Here is a 15,513-nt window from a genome sequence, read left to right as displayed (position 1 = left end):
GGTGATAACACCGACCGCAGGCTAATACCATTTCTACTTCATCAGCACACCTATCACCAGGAACGCAGCACAAATTGCAGTTAATATGAGCAACAGCGGGCCGATGAAACGAATCCACGTTTTGAGGCTTACGTTCACTAAGGCCAACGATGGGAGGATGAGCCCATTTGGAGTAATAAAACCCATAACCCCCATCCCGAAAAGGTAGCAGTTAACAATTTCGCGGCCGGGCACACCAACTACCGCCGCTAACGAGCCGAAGATGGGCATGGTCAGCACCGCCATACCCGATGAAGAGGAGATAAACAGCGTGAATACCCCATACAATAGAAACAATACGATGATGAATAGCATGGGCGGCATACCGCCAACCATTTGCGCGGAGTAAAAAAGGATGCTATCGCTGATGTGGCCATCATTGAGTATGATAGTAATACCGCGGGCAACGCCGATGATGAAGGCTACGCTGATGAGATCTTGCGCACCACGGATGAAGCGCTCGAGGAATACCTTTTCATTCATCCTGACCAGGAAGGCGACGAGTATGGCGGCAGCGAGAAAGATAGCCGACATCTCGGTCATCCACCAGCCAAGCCATATTACGCCTGCTATCATGCCAAACAACGTAACAAAGAACAAACATAGCAGCCCAATGTTACGTGAACTTAGTGTGGTTTGGGAATTAACATCATTATGCACAATGGCAGAGTATGGTGAGGAATTTCCACGGTCGAAACGATAGACCAAAGATTTTGTGGGGTCTTTTTTACACATATTGGCATAACGCACAATATATGCGATGGTAACAATCGTGGTTATAAAAAAAATTACCATGCGCTCAAGTAATCCATCGGTCCAGTTAATTCCAGCGGCGTTCGACGCAATAATTACCGAAAACGGGTCGGAAAAAGAAGACAGTGTGCCCAGTTGCGTACCCGCGAAAATTACAGCCACGGGCACCAGAAGATCATATCCGGCGGCAAGATAAAGCGGTACTAAAACCGGGTAAAATACCAACGCTTCTTCAGCCATTCCATAGCTTGAGCCGCAGAAGGAAAAGAAAAAAGTAAGGCTGATGATGAGCCAGGCTTCGCGCCCTTTCATTTTATAGGAGAGGTATTTTATACCTTGCTCCATAGCTCCGGTTTCCTGAAAAACCATCATAAAACCACCAATAATGAGGATAAAGAAGATAATATCGGCTGTATCAGTCAACCCTTTTATGGGTGCCTGCATTACCTTTACAGCACCTTGCTTATTAGGGTGCAATTGATGATATGTACCCGGAACAGCCACCGGCTTGCGGATATCGCCGCTCTTAAATTTGATGAGCGGTATGCGTACGTTCAGGCTATCGAGCGTATGCTGGGTTGCACGTAAACTTAGCGTACCTTTAGGGGTATTGAGCGAAAATACGTTATCGGAATAACTCAGCTTATTATACTCCCCCGGTGGCAACAACCAGGTGGTAAGCGCCGAAATAATAATAACAATGAGCAATATAGTAAGTGGGGCGGGCAACTTTTTTATTAAAGGCATAGTTATTGAATGTTACTTAGCAACTTAACAAATTTTTGCCGCTATTAAAAAAACTTTTTTTAAAGAAGTTACGTAAATTATGTTCCCTTTCCCCTGTGTTGAAATTAAAAACAACTAAAATATTTTTCATCCTATGAAAATAAAAGTACTAATTGTTGCAGCATTGATGAGCACGTTTGCAATAACATCATGTAAAAAAGTAGCTGATAATGGCGAAATAGCAGTAAACACTACCATTAATGATATTAAGGTACCTGCCGGTTTTACCTGGGAAAGCTCCAGAGCGGTAAGCTTTACCGTAAACATGACCGACTCTCGTTTTGGCACCAACGCCGTACATGTAATATCAGTTTACGATGGCGACCCAAGCAATGGCGGCAGCTTAGTATCGCGTGGTTCGGCAACTACTACCACCGCTTATACAAGCAATCTGTATTTATCAAATCAAATTAAACAGGTATATGTTGTTAAAACATCACCTGATGGTTCGAGCATCACACAAAAAGTAACAGTGGGTACAGCGCCTGTATCAATTACTATTGGCGCTATTGATCCGGCTGTAGCTTCTGTAGGTTCGTCTTCATCTGCTAAAATATTAGGCGGTACCGTTACCAGCCCCGATTGTAATAGCGGTTGTACCGTAACCATTACATCGTCTACCAATAACTTAAATGTAAACACCGGCGATTTGATTTGTATTACAGGCAGCAACATTACTGTAAGTTTCAGCAATATTAATGGAGGTACCGTAAGGGTTTGCGGCAGCAATGTTACTTTGCAAAATGCTAACTTAAATAACTCATCAAGTTTAATTATTACCAGCAGTGGTTCGGCTACAATGTCTGGTAACATCAACTCTACTTCTGCTACGTTGCAAAACTTTGGTACGCTTACTTATTCAGGTTCGTTTAGCGATAATGGTATTTTTGATAACGAAGGTACGTTTACCAACAGTGGCGATTTTAACATGAACAGCAACTCAAACTTTACCAACAATGGCACCATGACCGTTAGCGGGGCTATGAATGTTAATACCAGCAATGCAACAACAAACAGTGGTTCGATAACAACAACCGGCGACTTTACTGCTAACTCAAACAGTAACTTTACTAATAACTGTTCGCTGAATGCACGAGGCAACTTTAATGATAACGGTACAGTTAAAAACTACAACCTGATAAAAGCGGCAGGCACAGCAACAATTAACAGTAACAATTACCTGTACATGTACAATGGCGCTATGATATCGGCTGTTACGATGATGCTTAACGGTGCTATTATTGGCTCGGGTAGTACATCCCTTGTTAAAATATCAGGTAACACTACTATTAACAGCAGCGGTACGGTACAAAATGCTATCCAATACTGCTCCGGTGGATCATTTACAAATTATGGCAGTTTTTCTGGTGGTGCGGCACAAGGCTGCTCTGTTTACATTGCAACATCGGGCTGTAACAGCGATGGTAATGGTACGCCTACAGTAACAGATACTGATGGTGATGGTGTTGCCGATAACCTTGACGCTTACCCAACTGATAAAACAAAAGCTTATGATAACTACTATCCATCGGCAGCAAGTGGCGGCGTGGTAGCTTTTGAAGATCAATGGCCCGCAAAAGGTGATTATGATATGAATGACCTTGTAATAGGTTATAAATATAAAATTGTAACCAATGCAAGCAACGTGGTTGTACAAGTAAGCGCTGCCTACAGCTTAATGGCAACAGGCGGTACAGTATCAAACGGTTTTGGCGTACAGTTCCCTACAACATATGCAAGCGTTAGTGGTTTAACCGGCGGTACTTTAGAGAGCGGCCAAACTAAAGCAGTTGTTATACTGTTCAGCGATTCGCGCAACGAAATGGCTAACTGGAATACGGTAGCAGGTGCAACAACAACTGCAACTAAAACATATACAGTATTATTCAATATCACTAACGGCCCTACATTATCAGCCTTCGGTTTAAGCTCGTATAATCCGTTCATCTATAACTTCGGGCGCAATCGCGAGGTTCACCTGATGGGACAAACGCCAACAGACCTTGCTGATAAAACCTTACTGGGCACACAAGATGATAACTCAAGTGTAGCATCAAGCAGGTATTATGTAACTAAAACAGGTTTACCATACGCTTTAGATGTACCGGTATCAACTTTCAGTTACCCTTCCGAAGGTTCGGATATTACCAAAGCATATTTACACTTTAGTGATTGGGCAACATCAAGCGGTAGCAGTTATACTGATTGGTACAGCAATACAGGCACAGGTTACCGTTCAACAACGTATATATATAAATAAGAAATAAATGTGAGGTGGGATAAAGCCGGGAGATGTTTAATGCATCTTCCGGCTTTTGGTTTTAGTCTATTTTGATAAACTTACCATTAATATCAAAAACAACATCTTTGGCGCCTTTTATCTCGGCTTCGTAAAATGGCTTACCTTCGGCATCTGTTCCTTTACCGGCTTCTTTTACTGCGGTTTTATAATGCTCTTTAACATAAGGCACTACAGTTTTCGGTAGCTCGCTTATCGGGATGATATGTACATACTCTACAAAAACACCGGCAGGTGTAAACATAGCGGCATTGTCTTCGCCCGATTTACCACCCCAGTTGGCTTCGTAGTTGCCTTTTTCCTTTTCCCAGCCAACTTTTGTAACCGCAGGGTAACGCTTAGCAAACTCGGCCTTAACGGCAGCAGGCACTGCTGATGCTTTTACATCCTGTGCGAACAGGTAACCGCTGGTGCTTAATGCCAGCAAACCTGTTATTAATAAACTCTTTTTCATGATGGTATTTTTAAATTGATTTTTACCAATTTTAAGTATCCATTCTGATGAAAAACTGTAACTATTCTGTAGTAAAAATGTAGACAGCGTGTTTGACTATTCTATTTTCACGAACCTGCCTTCGCTTGTAAACAAAAGGCATTGTCCGCCTTTTACCTGTATATCATAAAACTGCTTGCCTGTAACATCAATACTTTTGCCGGCTTTAATAATAGGGCTATGGTAATGCATTTGCACGTAGCTTATAACCGCAACAGGTAAAAACTTAGGGTCGGTAGGATTACTGAGGCGTACAAAAGCGCTGGAGGGCGTAAATATCGCTGAATTTTCTTTGTTGGTTTTATTACCCCAGTTGGCCTGGTAGTTTGCACCCCGTTTTTCCCAGGTCGCTTTACCGGCATCGGGGTAGCGTCGCATTAATTCCGACCTTACAGAAAGAGGAACGCTGGCAGGGCTCAGTTTTTGAGCGAATAAATAAGCCGGGCAAAAGCATGCAAATAACAAAGCTATCAATAAATACTTTTTCATTATTGGTTTAATTGGTTGTAGCAAAAATAGTTATTTCTTCTTTTCATTATACTCATAAATGCCGCCATCGGGGCATTGGAATATTGTTTTTAGGGGGCGTTGCTGCTGTACCTGTTTCAAGGTAAACAAAGCCTTATCCGGTAACTGATCAAAATAAACTATATAGAAATGCTTTTGCGCATAAAACTTTTTGATCTGTTTTGCCGAATCAATATTGGGGATATACTCCGACCCTTTACCAGTGAAAAAATAGAAGCCCTCGCACAGGTTATTATAAATTGGGTATCCTGCCTTAAACAGATTTGGCTTTTTGAGGGTTGCCACCAATGGCGATTTATTCCAGCTATCATCAGTAAAGCCGGGAACACCATAGTCCCCTTGGTCATAGTAGCGCTGGTAATCAATATTGTATTCGTTATAAATAAATATTAATCCCACACAAGTGGCTAAGGTAATGGCGATGAGGCGGAATCTTGACCGGCTATATTTTAAAACCATGGGCAGCCAATACGTACATCCCAGCAAAAATGGGATGAACAAAGCAGATAGCAAGCGGTTGTTCAGCGTTTCAAACTTATTTACGGTTGCCCATAGTATCATAAACAAACTACAAGCAATAAAATAGGTGATGATAATATTTTCGTAAGTGGTAAAACGGGCCTTGCGTACAAGGGTGTTGTATAAAAATATCCCGCTGAAAGCCAGCACCAGCAATGCCGTAATAATAATGGCCCAGCCATACTGCTTTTCGGTAAGGGTAAACCAATCGCAAAATACGGTGCCTGTATAGTGCATGTTTTGGCTGAGCGATGTTACGGATTTGTAACGCGGCCCCGTACCCGTATGTGTTACTAACGAATTGCGTATGATATTTACAATGAGCAAGGATACGCTGATACCTCCAAACAAAAATATATGACTTATTTTTTTGCGGATGTTGAGTTGCTTATCGCATAATAAAAGCAGGCCGCCTGTAAGTACTAAAGTTATAGCGGCATAACGTGTTATACAGGCAATGGCAGCTATGGCACTAACCCATAACAAAGCTTTTATACTATGTGTATCGAGATAGTTTTTGTATGCTATGAAAAACAGCAACATGAGCACCATAAACAGCGTTTCGGACCATAACATGCTGTATATTTCGAGCAGCGATGGGCTAAGCACCAAAGCGATGAGGATAAACCATTTGTATAGTTTTGATGGATAAGTAAAGCCCTCCATAACCACTCCCGAAAGGAAAATAACCGAAGCGAACATAAGGCCTGTTAGCGTGGAGGCTAAAGCCAATACATCGGTATGAGTGATGAACTGTACAATTGCCAAAAATATGGGGAAGAACACCGGGAAAGCTACGATGGGTTTACCACTAAAAAAGATGAGCCCGTGGTGCGCGTTTAAATTACGGGCGGTACTAAGGTACATAATGCTGTCGGGCGAAATACCCACTCCGGCATATCGCGTAAATATATTGACTACAAAAAAACCTGCTATAGCGGCAATGAGTGAATCGAGATGTTTGGTAATGAAACTGCGGATATTTACAGGCATAGGCATGCTTAGTGTTGGGCGTAAAAATAGTAATTATAACGATTTATACGATCAATGTGTTTGGCTAACCTTTTTGAGATGGGCAATTACGCTTTAGGCCTGCTCTTCCCAAACCTGGCATAAATGCAGAATTGTGGACACGGCTTTTTGCATATCCTGTACAGATACCCACTCCTGCTTACCGTGAAAGGCATGCTCGCCCGCAAAAATATTAGGACATGGCAAACCCATAAATGACAGGCGCGAACCATCAGTTCCGCCGCGGATACTGCGTAAACGCGGCTCCATACCTGCACGCCTGATAGCTTCCATGGCATTATCAACAATAGCCGGGTGTTTATCTAATACCTGTTTCATGTTGCGGTACTGTTCTTTTACTTGCAACTCATAACTTGCCCCGGGATAAGCCAGCAATACATTTTCAGTGATCTTTCTAATCACATCGGCATGCTCTTTCAGCTTTTCATCTTCAAAATCGCGGATGATAAAATCAACTGTTGCCTCCTCTACATGCCCGCCAATATCAACCGGATGTACAAAACCCTGTTTGCCCGATGTACCTTCGGGCGACAGGTGATACGGTAAAGCAGCCACAATAGCACCTGCAATTTTTATAGCGCTTTGCATTTTGCCTTTAGCGAAGCCGGGATGCGCGCTAATACCGTTGATGATCAGTTTCGCACCATCTGCCGAAAAGGTTTCATCCTCCATTGTACCGGCGCTTTCACCATCAATGGTATAGGCAAAATCGGCACCAAGCTTTTTCAGATCAGCCTTATCAACACCGCGCCCTATTTCTTCATCAGGCGTGAACAGTATTTTTATTGTTCCATGTTTTATTTCGGGGTGGTTAACCAACTGGTATGCAGCATCCATAATTTCGGCAATACCTGCTTTGTTATCCGCACCAAGCAAAGTAGTACCGCTGGCAGTAATCACATCGTTGCCTATCTGGTTCTTAAGGTCGGGGTGCTCGCTTAAACGGAGTACCTGGCTCTCGTCATCGGGCAAAATAAGATCACGGCCATCATAGTTTGCATGAACAATTGGTTTCACATTAAGCCCGGTACAATCGGGCGAGGTATCCATGTGCGAGCAGAAGCAAATTACAGGCACATTTTGTTTGTTTGTATTTGCCGGAATAGTTGCGTAAACGTAACCAAATTCGTCTATATTCGTATCAGTAATACCTATGTCGAGCAATTCGGCAACAAGGATATTGCCCAGGTTTTTTTGTTTAGGTGTTGACGGACAAGTTTTTGATGCGGGATCGGACTGCGTATCCACAATAACATAGCGCAAAAATCGTTCAGCTACTGTAGACTTAAGATCAGAAAATTTGAAAGAAGTCATGATAATACCAAATGAAACTTTATTTTTGGTAAACTTAGTTAAAAAATATTGCCGGGTATAAACCGGCCGGGCTACAAATAATATTATATTTTGAAAAAAGCTTTAATAATTCTTCTTCTGGTTCAGGCATCAATTTTTACCGCCAATGCACAAATTGGGTATAATTACGCACAATGGAGTTTAGGTACCGGCATAAGCTATTTAAAAGGCAGCACCAACGTACAAAGCGAATCATCACATCCGGCTTTTAATTTTAATCTCGGCTATAATGTATCGCCATACATAAGCGTTACGCTCGATTACCAGTTTGGTAAATTATCGGGTGGCTATAATGAGTATTATCCTAAAGCTGTAGCGGCTTTAGATATTACTGATCCTAATTATGCTACTATGTTCCAGCTTTTAACTAAGACTTATGATCTACTAGACCCTTACCACCTTAGCTATACCAATAACTTCCAAAAACTTAATATTTATGCCGATGTGCAACTTGGCGAGTTTATGGATTATGCAAATGATGGCATTATAAACAAGATATTAAAGAATATTTATGTCGGTTCGGGTGTTGGTTTGGTATTTAACAGCATTAGCGATAATAACGACCGCCTTAGCCCCGATGGCACTTATTACATCGGCGGATCGGATAATAGTCAGGATGTTGTTATCCCTTTACGGGTAGGTTATCAGCATAAAATATTTAACAATTATGATATGCCTTCTGTTTTAATTGAAGTAGGTTATCAACGCAACTGGGTTTTAGGCTATGGCCTTGATGGTTATGCCGACCCGCTGGTTGTAAAAAAGACCTTCGAGCAATTTGGCGGGTTTAATATAGGTGTTAAGTTTAATTTTGGCAGCATAACCTCATATCGCAGGCCAATACACTAATATTCCTCTTCTTTCTTTCTTTTGGAATGACTGAATTACCGCTTAGCATTGATTCAGTTCTTCGGATATGTTTTAATTGTTTTTAAACAGAAAAAGCAACATTGTGTAAAACTATTGCGGTTAACTTAACATATAATTAATAATTTTTGCGGTGGTTCAATTCTATGTTAAATTTTATGAGTTCTGTTTCTAAAAACACATTGCTGTCTGTTTTCTTTACCTTGTCGATATTATCATGCTCACAAAGTAAAGACAAGGATAAAGGCGCTTCCGAAGAGCGTGCGAAGCCCGATCTTTCTATCCTTAAATACGACAAGAACAACGCGGATAAGCGCATTGACGAGGTAATGCAGCACCTGCACAGCCACGCCGGGTTTAACGGCAATGTGCTGGTTGCCAAACACGGTAAAATAATATACGAGAACAGCTTTGGATGGGCCGATTACCTGCGCAAAAAAATGCTCACTATGGACTCACAATTCGAGCTTGCATCGGTAACAAAAACAATGACATCGACCGCTATTTTGCAATTGGTAGAACGCGGAAAAATTAAGCTGGATCAAAATGTAAAAGACTTTTTCCCTAACTTTCCGTATGATGGTGTAACCATTAAATTGTTGCTTACACACCGCTCTGGCATGATGAACTATGTGTACTTTACAGATGATATTTATCGCAAAGAGCATCGCGATCAACGCAAGGGCATCAGCAACCAGGACGAAATGAACCTGATAGCAAAATATAAACCCGCACGCTTTAATGTGCCTGATAAGCGGTTTTTATATAATAACTCTAACTTTATGGTGCTCGGTTCTATCATAGAAAAAGTTACCGGTATGCCCTACTCCAAATACATGAAAGAGAATGTATTTGCACCGGCAGGTATGAGTCATACAGCCGTATATTCAAAAGCCGAGTATGATAAGATACCTGTTGACGTGGTTGGGCACGACAGGGGTCAGTGGAAATACTCGGTAGCACAAAACTTTTTAGATGGGCCTGTAGGCGATAAAGGGGTTTACAGTACAGCAGGTGATCTTTACCTTTTTGACAATGCTTTGCGCAGAGGCATCCTGCTTAAAAAGGCGAGTATGGATTCGGCCTATGTACCACGTAACCCTATGCTGCATGGCCATTTTAGCTATGGATACGGCTGGCGGGTTTTTGAAGCGCCGGGACAACAGGTAATTTACCATACCGGCTGGTGGCACGGGTTCAGGCATATTTACCTGAGAGACCTGAAGAATGATATAACCATTGTACTACTCTCAAACTTAGCCAATGGCAGTTTGTTACACCTTGACGATCTGTTTAAAGCCGCGGGTATGCCGGTAGTGCGCAAAAGCGCATATAATGGCACGGGCGAAACAAGCGACGACTAATTGGTGTTAACCAGTAAAATATAAAACGATGTTCGATAAAATATTAGAAGCCCAGCAAAAAGCGGGCGAAGTTAAACAAAGGCTCGATGCCATTACAGTAACCGGTACTGCCGAAGGTGGCAAAGTAAGCGTTAGCGCTAACGGAAATAAAAAGATTATCTCCATTAGTATTGATGAGGAAATAGTGCAGGAAGCCGATAAAGAGCAATTGGAAGACCTGTTACTGATTGCTGTTAACAAAGCTCTGGAGCAAGCCGAAAACGTAAACCAGGCCGAAATGGCTGCTATGACACAACAAATGTTTGGCGGACTTGGTGGTCTTGGCGGGATGTTTGGTAAATAGCTGTTAATTCACTAACAGCTTATACCCTTTGCCGTGCACGTTAATGATCTCTACTTTTGAGTCGTCTTTAAGGTACTTGCGTATCTTACTTAAAAACACATCCATACTTCGGCCGTTAAAGTAGTTATCATCATGCCATATGTTCAGCAGGGCTTCTTCGCGGGTTAGTACCTCGTTCTGTTTAAGGCATAGTAAACGTAATAACTCGGCTTCTTTTGTTGATAATTTTTGATGGTTATCACCCTCGTGTATCATCTGGCTTTTGTAGTCAAACTCATATTTACCTATTCTAAAACTGGTTTGACTATTGGAGCCTTCCTTGCCCCCTTCGTTTACGCGTTTTAGTAAAGCGTTTATGCGCAACAATAGTTCTTCTATCCTGAAAGGTTTGGTTATATAATCATCGCCACCCAAATTAAAAGCCTGGGTTTTATCTTCTATCATCGCCTTAGCGGTAGCAAAAATGATAGGTACATTAGCGTTCATTTTACGGATCTCTTTGCCGAGGGTAAAGCCATCTTTTTTAGGCATCATTACGTCGAGTATCAGCAGATCATACTGGGCCTTGGTAAATGCCTTGAGGCCTTCATCACCATCTTTGCATAATACTACTTCAAACTTACCTTTCAGTTCCAGGTAATCCTGCAACAGCAAACCTAAATTGGGATCATCTTCAACAAGTAGTATTTTTTTCATGCAGTGATTTTTTTTTAAGCTGAAACCCTATCAAACTTCAATTCAAATTCAGAGCCTTTGTCCTTTTCAGATTTTACGCTGATACTTCCATTCAAACGCTTTACAATGGTATTTACATAACTAAGGCCCAAGCCAAAGCCCTTAACATCGTGCAGGTTACCGGTGGGTATACGATAAAACTGCTCAAATATTTTTGCCTGTTGATCATAGCTCATGCCAATGCCCTTATCTGCTACCTTGATCAGCACCTGTTTATTTTTTATCTGTGTGGTAATGGTAATTTCGGGTTTATCGGCGCTGTATTTAATAGCGTTATCAACCAGGTTATATATCACGTTCGAGAAATGCAGCTCGTCGGCTTTTATCATTAAAGATTCGTCGGCACTGGCCAGGTCCATTTCCATCTTAACATCATGCTTTTGCAGTTTTAACAGCATGCTATCAAGCACAGTAGTAATCATCTCATTTACATCAACAGTTTTAATATCGAGTTTAAAATCGTCTTTTTCAATCTTTGCTATGTTTAGCACCCGCTCAATATGGCTGCCAAGGCGCACATTTTCTTCGTATATGATGTTGGCCAGTTTTGATACCCGTTTTTTATCCTGCGCTATCTCATCATCCCGCAAGGCTTCGCTCGCTATCATGATGGTTGAGACCGGGGTTTTAAACTCGTGGGTCATGTTGTTGATAAAATCGGTTTTCATTTCCGATATCTTCTTTTGCCTCAATATCGCATAAATGGTAAAACCGAAGCAAAAGATCAGCACCATTAATAAACCACCTGTTGTAGCCATAGATGCTCCCATCCTGCTCAATATTAAGGAGTTTTTTTGCGGGAACAGCAATTGTAACTGGCCGGGATCTTTTATCACCTCCTGGTTAAATATGGGCCTTTTGTAAGTATTACCGGCAACAAAAACAGGGCGCTCACCTTTTGTATCCATCGCCTTGGAAAATATAAGCGAATCATTATGTGCTGTTGTTACCTCGTAGCTGAAGGGTAGCGTAATGCCGCTGTTGATGAGCTCAAAGCGTAATAGAGAATCGATCATGGCCTGATTTAACCGTTGTTGTAAAGGCTCATCGGTACGTTGGTAATCATTAGCCAGTTTTTCAAATATGGCTGTTTTTGGCTTTGCAGGGCTTTCCGGCTGATCGCCAGTTTCTACCTGCAACATGTGCTGCACGCGTTTAAGCTGCAGTTCCTTCTCTTTCCTGTCATGATCGCGTTGCCATAACGGATTAATATGCCGCTCTGATATGATCTGCGGACCAAACTGAGGATCATTGTATACAAAGCGTGTGGTATCGTATTTATTGAGTTTACCTATAATACGCATAGTTGGCAAAGGTACCAGTTTAGGGGTAATGGTACGCTGTACCTGTCCAAATTCATTGGTAAACTCTTCTACATTAACCTGCAGGCCAACCTCATCAAGGTCCCTGTCAAAGTTGTGCATAGCTACCAATTGTTTCAGGCTGTCTTTTAATTTAGCAATACGTTCCTTGTTAAGTTTGCTGCCATTGCGCATTACAATAACCGACGAAAAATGACTATCGGCACTATCGCGCATTATGGTTGTTTTTGTACCGTTATCAACTGATTGATAAACAAACTTTTTGTGTTTGTATTTTACATTGGCCGGAACAGCTTTTCGTTCCTCATCGGTAAGCATGGGTTGAAACCTTGCCCTGGCATTTAAAAAACTGATCTGATCGTGTTGGTTTACTTTTGATATGACGTTGTTCAGCGCTTCGTTAACAGAGCTATCAAACAACTCTGACTGCAGACGGTATGACTGGCGCAGGAAATAGAATTGCATAGCCATAACACCTAATAAGGCAACAGCCATTGATACGGTAATTAAAACTATACTCCTCTTTTTCATTCAACTACAAAAATATCGAAGTTAACATCAATAAAATCGTCTTTAACATATTTTAACATATCATTTAACACATTAGCGTACAACGGCTTAGTAACTTTGATGTATAAAATTCATTGTTCATTAAAACCCCTCGTCATGAAAAAATTAATAAACCCCGGTTTTGAATTTGCCTTCGCGCTTGGCCTAATTGCCATATTTGCATTGCCCCCTATTGTAATGGCGCAAGAGCATAAAGAACTTAATGTTACTATCACCAACAGCGATACCACAATAAACGGAAAAAATATTAAAGAACTGCCGGCTGGCGAGCGCAAAGACGCGTTAAAAAAACTCAACAACCTTAACAGTGATTTTAACCTGAAAATTGATAGCGAAAAAGACTCGGCCAAACGATTTACTTTGCGTATGCGAACAAATGGCGACAAGTCGCAGGATATAATTATGCAAAAAAGAGGCGGGCTGGATGAAATTATTGCTACAATACCCGATATGGAAAAAAGCTTCAGATTTGAAACTGCCGATAGCGCCGGTAAAGTTGAGTTGCGCAAATTGTTCAAGGGTGATGATATGATGCCGGATATGAACTTTCGTTTTGAGCCAAAATATCCCGGCAATGATTTTCCGCAGGTATTTACTTATAACAGCCCCCGCGCAGGTATAACGCGAATGAACCGTAAGAACACACAAAGCTTTAATTATGCATATACTGATAAAGATGGCATTAGCACACATATTAATTTTAATGCCGGCGATGCAAGCGCTGAGAACGTTAAAAGAATAACCGGCAATGAAAAAGCCGACCTGGAAATAAAAGACCTTAACATAACCCCATTGTTTTCATCAGGTAAAACTAATATCAGTTTCTCGTTACCCGTAGCAGGCTATGCCGAGATTACATTGAAAAACACCGAAGGCAAAGTAATTTGGACAGAAAAAACAAGCTCAGTAAATTTTGCCAAAAGCTTTGATATGCCGCAAAACGGTGTTTACTATCTGCAGGTTAAACAGGGCGCTAAAATCGGTTTAAAGCGTATCACCAAAGAAGAATAACAGGTTTAAGTTTAGCCGTAAACAAAAATGGGCCGCAATATTTGCGGCCCATTTTTGTTTTACTTGAGGTTTAAGAGGTAGTTATGCATGTTGTCGCTTAGCTTTTCTACATCCCACTCATCGTTTAACTTTTTCAGGAAATATGCCTTTACATCATCCCATTGATAATACGGGAAAGCGTTTGTTTTTAATCCATCAATAGCCACTTCTTTCTCATTCATCATAAACTTAATTACGTAATAGCGGCGGGTATCGGGCGTGGTACCTTTGTACAGTATCCATTGTATGTTAGCCGCCAAAGGTATCACCTCGGATGCTTTCCAAACTTTATCAAACTTATAAATATCGGCGCTCTCTTTATTTGCACCCTTAATATTCATTAATGCGGCAAGCGAAGCGATAGACCCGGATGTAGTAAACCTCACATCGGCAGCAACAGTTTGGCCTACCGAATATGCATCGGTGGTATTTATAAAATTAACCAATAAAGGTACTGCACTGCGTACCTGTATTCCTGCTTTATCATTACCCGGTCCGCTTTTATAAAACTCCGCTGCCGAATTTAGTTTATCAAACAGCTCCAGCTCCTCGCAGGTAAAAAACGAACGGATATCCAGTTGTGCCCAGGTATAACCGGCTTGCGTAATTTCGCGTTTAATGGAGTTTGTTACCAAACTCAGGTCGTACATATCGGCAATAAATTTATTCTGTACGGTTTCGTCAATGCTATCAAAAAACTTTTGCTCAAAAAAGCGGGTTAAAAAACGTACGTTAAAGTTTTCGGGGCGTTTTGCATCGCGTATATTGTCAACATTGTCTTTCCAATCGCCGGTTGTTGCAAACTCTTTTAAACCCGGGGCAGCACCTAAAGGTTGCAGGTTATCATCATCATTGTAATCTGGTTTATCGCATGCCGGATTATCTAAGCTACGGCCTAAACCAGCCAATAATGCTTCGGCGCTTTGAGTCATCCTGTTTTGTTTTAAAGCCGATACTTTAACACATGAACCCGGCTTAAAAACATCGCGGTAATTAACCCTCATACGTGTGCCTATACCCTTCAATTCATCTATTCCCGACAAGGATAAATTATCAAGTTTGGGCCGTTCAATACTTTGTATCAATAAAAGCATTTTTCGTAGTTTGTTACCATCCACTTTTAAAGAGTGGGCACTATCCGCTTTCATCAAAATGCTGTACACAAATGATGTAGTTACATCTTTAAGCATATGCGATGCCCCGTTCCTGCCAATATAATTTATAAAAATGGGCGTATACTCGGCTGGTGTTGGTGTGTATTCGGGCTGGGTAAATGTGTAAAGCGATTCGCTGCCCCAAAACTGGTCGGAACAATTGTTTTGCGCTTTCGCGATGTTTACGCAGGCAAGGCTTGTTAAAAAAGATAAGTAAAACAGGCTTTTTTTCATTTGTTATAATTATGTCAGGCTATTTCAGAAAATATATAACGATACCCTAAAGGTATAATTATACAATTGCCC

At 41.4% G+C, this 15,513-nt stretch carries 13 protein-coding genes; 5 read left to right on the top strand and 8 right to left on the bottom strand.

Annotated elements, in window-relative coordinates; translation table 11 throughout:
• Positions 1-33 precede the first annotated feature (33 nt).
• A complete protein-coding gene (locus KXQ82_RS00820; RefSeq protein ID WP_219485963.1) occupies positions 34-1,539 on the bottom strand; it encodes a YfcC family protein in 1,506 nt (501 codons plus the stop codon).
• Between the two features lie 133 nt (positions 1,540-1,672).
• Here KXQ82_RS00820 and KXQ82_RS00815 point away from each other — a divergent pair, with 133 nt between their 5' ends.
• Positions 1,673-3,838: an LruC domain-containing protein gene (locus tag KXQ82_RS00815; RefSeq protein WP_219485961.1), complete on the top strand. Its 2,166-nt coding sequence runs from the start codon at positions 1,673-1,675 to the stop codon at positions 3,836-3,838.
• A 61-nt stretch (positions 3,839-3,899) separates the two neighbouring features.
• On the opposite strand, the gene KXQ82_RS00810 is transcribed toward KXQ82_RS00815, so the two are convergent.
• From KXQ82_RS00810 to pepT, 4 genes are all read right to left on the bottom strand, one after another.
• On the bottom strand, positions 3,900-4,331 hold the full coding sequence (locus tag KXQ82_RS00810) for a PepSY-like domain-containing protein (protein WP_219485959.1): 432 nt from the start codon (positions 4,329-4,331) through the stop codon (positions 3,900-3,902).
• A gap of 96 nt (positions 4,332-4,427) precedes the next feature.
• Positions 4,428-4,859 (bottom strand): hypothetical protein, encoded by a 432-nt coding sequence (locus KXQ82_RS00805; RefSeq protein ID WP_219485957.1) that lies wholly within the window; start codon positions 4,857-4,859, stop codon positions 4,428-4,430.
• A gap of 30 nt (positions 4,860-4,889) precedes the next feature.
• Positions 4,890-6,416, bottom strand: coding sequence for a hypothetical protein (locus KXQ82_RS00800; RefSeq protein WP_219485954.1), 1,527 nt, complete (start codon positions 6,414-6,416; stop codon positions 4,890-4,892).
• A gap of 87 nt (positions 6,417-6,503) precedes the next feature.
• Positions 6,504-7,763: a peptidase T gene (gene pepT, locus KXQ82_RS00795; RefSeq protein ID WP_219485952.1), complete on the bottom strand. Its 1,260-nt coding sequence runs from the start codon at positions 7,761-7,763 to the stop codon at positions 6,504-6,506.
• A gap of 90 nt (positions 7,764-7,853) precedes the next feature.
• Between pepT and KXQ82_RS00790 the strand changes: the two genes are divergently transcribed.
• The 3 genes from KXQ82_RS00790 (at position 7,854) to KXQ82_RS00780 (ending at position 10,376) form a co-directional block, all read left to right on the top strand.
• Positions 7,854-8,651, top strand: coding sequence for a hypothetical protein (locus KXQ82_RS00790; RefSeq protein ID WP_219485950.1), 798 nt, complete (start codon positions 7,854-7,856; stop codon positions 8,649-8,651).
• A 176-nt stretch (positions 8,652-8,827) separates the two neighbouring features.
• Positions 8,828-10,033, top strand: coding sequence for a serine hydrolase domain-containing protein (locus tag KXQ82_RS00785; protein ID WP_219485948.1), 1,206 nt, complete (start codon positions 8,828-8,830; stop codon positions 10,031-10,033).
• A 28-nt stretch (positions 10,034-10,061) separates the two neighbouring features.
• Positions 10,062-10,376, top strand: a complete 315-nt coding sequence (locus tag KXQ82_RS00780) for a YbaB/EbfC family nucleoid-associated protein (protein ID WP_219485946.1) — start codon at positions 10,062-10,064, stop codon at positions 10,374-10,376.
• 3 nt (positions 10,377-10,379) lie between these two features.
• Here the strand turns inward: KXQ82_RS00780 and KXQ82_RS00775 are convergent, their stop codons facing one another.
• Both KXQ82_RS00775 and KXQ82_RS00770 read right to left on the bottom strand, forming a co-directional pair.
• A complete protein-coding gene (locus tag KXQ82_RS00775; RefSeq protein WP_219485944.1) occupies positions 10,380-11,072 on the bottom strand; it encodes a response regulator transcription factor in 693 nt (230 codons plus the stop codon).
• A 14-nt stretch (positions 11,073-11,086) separates the two neighbouring features.
• Positions 11,087-12,964 (bottom strand): sensor histidine kinase, encoded by a 1,878-nt coding sequence (locus KXQ82_RS00770; protein ID WP_219485943.1) that lies wholly within the window; start codon positions 12,962-12,964, stop codon positions 11,087-11,089.
• Positions 12,965-13,099: 135 nt separating this feature from the next.
• Between KXQ82_RS00770 and KXQ82_RS00765 the strand changes: the two genes are divergently transcribed.
• Positions 13,100-14,014: a T9SS type A sorting domain-containing protein gene (locus KXQ82_RS00765; protein ID WP_219485941.1), complete on the top strand. Its 915-nt coding sequence runs from the start codon at positions 13,100-13,102 to the stop codon at positions 14,012-14,014.
• Between the two features lie 59 nt (positions 14,015-14,073).
• Here the strand turns inward: KXQ82_RS00765 and KXQ82_RS00760 are convergent, their stop codons facing one another.
• Complete coding sequence (locus KXQ82_RS00760) at positions 14,074-15,441, bottom strand: histidine-type phosphatase (RefSeq protein WP_219485936.1); 1,368 nt, start codon at positions 15,439-15,441, stop codon at positions 14,074-14,076.
• Between the last annotated feature and the right edge of the window lie 72 nt (positions 15,442-15,513).

The organism is Mucilaginibacter rivuli, assembly GCF_019391655.1.
GTDB lineage: Bacteria > Bacteroidota > Bacteroidia > Sphingobacteriales > Sphingobacteriaceae > Mucilaginibacter > Mucilaginibacter rivuli.
The sequence above is the reverse complement of the archived record's forward strand: the minus strand, read 5'-3'. Positions and strand labels throughout refer to the sequence as shown.

Bases quoted from the DNA above. Each gene is read 5' to 3' on its own strand.
- KXQ82_RS00820 (WP_219485963.1), bottom strand. From the start codon at position 1,539: ATGCCTTTAATAAAAAAGTTGCCCGCCCCACTTACTATATTGCTCATT.
- KXQ82_RS00815 (WP_219485961.1), top strand. From the start codon at position 1,673: ATGAAAATAAAAGTACTAATTGTTGCAGCATTGATGAGCACGTTTGCA.
- KXQ82_RS00810 (WP_219485959.1), bottom strand. From the start codon at position 4,331: ATGAAAAAGAGTTTATTAATAACAGGTTTGCTGGCATTAAGCACCAGC.
- KXQ82_RS00805 (WP_219485957.1), bottom strand. From the start codon at position 4,859: ATGAAAAAGTATTTATTGATAGCTTTGTTATTTGCATGCTTTTGCCCG.
- KXQ82_RS00800 (WP_219485954.1), bottom strand. From the start codon at position 6,416: ATGCCTATGCCTGTAAATATCCGCAGTTTCATTACCAAACATCTCGAT.
- pepT (WP_219485952.1), bottom strand. From the start codon at position 7,763: ATGACTTCTTTCAAATTTTCTGATCTTAAGTCTACAGTAGCTGAACGA.
- KXQ82_RS00785 (WP_219485948.1), top strand. From the start codon at position 8,828: ATGAGTTCTGTTTCTAAAAACACATTGCTGTCTGTTTTCTTTACCTTG.
- KXQ82_RS00780 (WP_219485946.1), top strand. From the start codon at position 10,062: ATGTTCGATAAAATATTAGAAGCCCAGCAAAAAGCGGGCGAAGTTAAA.
- KXQ82_RS00775 (WP_219485944.1), bottom strand. From the start codon at position 11,072: ATGAAAAAAATACTACTTGTTGAAGATGATCCCAATTTAGGTTTGCTG.
- KXQ82_RS00770 (WP_219485943.1), bottom strand. From the start codon at position 12,964: ATGAAAAAGAGGAGTATAGTTTTAATTACCGTATCAATGGCTGTTGCC.
- KXQ82_RS00765 (WP_219485941.1), top strand. From the start codon at position 13,100: ATGAAAAAATTAATAAACCCCGGTTTTGAATTTGCCTTCGCGCTTGGC.
- KXQ82_RS00760 (WP_219485936.1), bottom strand. From the start codon at position 15,441: ATGAAAAAAAGCCTGTTTTACTTATCTTTTTTAACAAGCCTTGCCTGC.